The organism is Streptomyces albospinus, from assembly GCF_014648695.1.
GTDB lineage: Bacteria > Actinomycetota > Actinomycetes > Streptomycetales > Streptomycetaceae > Streptomyces > Streptomyces albospinus.
This window is the reverse complement of the sequence record NZ_BMRP01000142.1, coordinates 1-1,034: the sequence shown is the minus strand read 5'-3', so window position 1 is coordinate 1,034 and position 1,034 is coordinate 1. Positions and strand designations below refer to the sequence as shown.

The 1,034-nt window shown below is 65.0% G+C and carries 1 protein-coding gene; it reads left to right on the top strand.

Annotated elements, in window-relative coordinates:
- Positions 1–432: 432 nt before the first annotated feature.
- Positions 433–1,034 (top strand): IS110 family transposase (locus tag IEZ17_RS41670; RefSeq protein WP_229853144.1); only part of this gene is annotated, 602 nt, incomplete at its 3' end.

The window sequence follows — 1,034 nt, the reverse complement described above, 5'->3', positions numbered from 1 at the left end:
AAGAGGGGCTAGGGACGTGGAGCCGGCTTTCAGGGCGCGAGCCGAGCCTTTGAGTATGCCCGGACCGCAGAGTCCTTTGACAAGACGAGGCCGGCTTCGCGCCCATCGGTGTACGTCGAGATGTTCAGGGCGAGGCACAGTTCCGTCGGAAAGAGCACCATATCGGTCACGTGGGTGCAGGTAAGGGCGCCTTTGGTCGTTGCACTGCCCGTCGGTTCCAGTCGCGGTTCGCTGCTCGCAGTCCGAGCCGGTTGTGCGGATCACCTCTCCTCCTGCCTTGAGCTCCAGCTCTGAAGCAGACCGAGGGCCGCATGACTCGCTGGGGTTGCGAACGGCTGGTGGGATGGCGTGCCTTGAGCACTTCCATTAGGGAGCACGCGCACCCTGCACAGGCTCTGAACTGGGAAAAGAGTTGTGAATAAGGAGGGCTTGATGGAGATCGCCGGGTTACCGACACCCGTGTTCTGTGGGGTGGACTGGGCCGAAGACCACCACGACATCGCGCTGGTCGACGCCGGTGGAAAGCAACTCGTCAAAGCGCGGATCACCGACGATGCGGCAGGGTTCACCCAGCTCACGGCCCTGCTGACCGAGCACGGTGACAGCGAGGACGCTCCGATCCCCGTGGCGATCGAGACCTCACGAGGACTCCTCGTTGCCTGCCTGCGAGCAACCGGCCGACAGGTTTTCGCGATCAATCCGCTGGCGGTCGCGCGCTACCGGGACCGCCACTCTGTCGCCCGGAAGAAGTCCGACGCCGTGGATGCTGCTGCCCTGGCCAACATCCTTCGGACCGACATGGCCGCCCACCGGGCACTGCCTGCAGATTCCGAACTCGTACAAGCCATCGCCGTGCTCGCACGGGCCCAGCAGGACGCCGTCTGGGACCGCGGCCAGGCCCACAACAAACTCCGTTCACAGCTGCGCGAGTTCTACCCGGCGATCCTGGCAGCCTTCGCCCAGCACAAGCACGGTCTGTGCTCGCGGGAGGCTCGCACGATCCTGGCCGCAGCTCCGACACCAACCATGGCCGC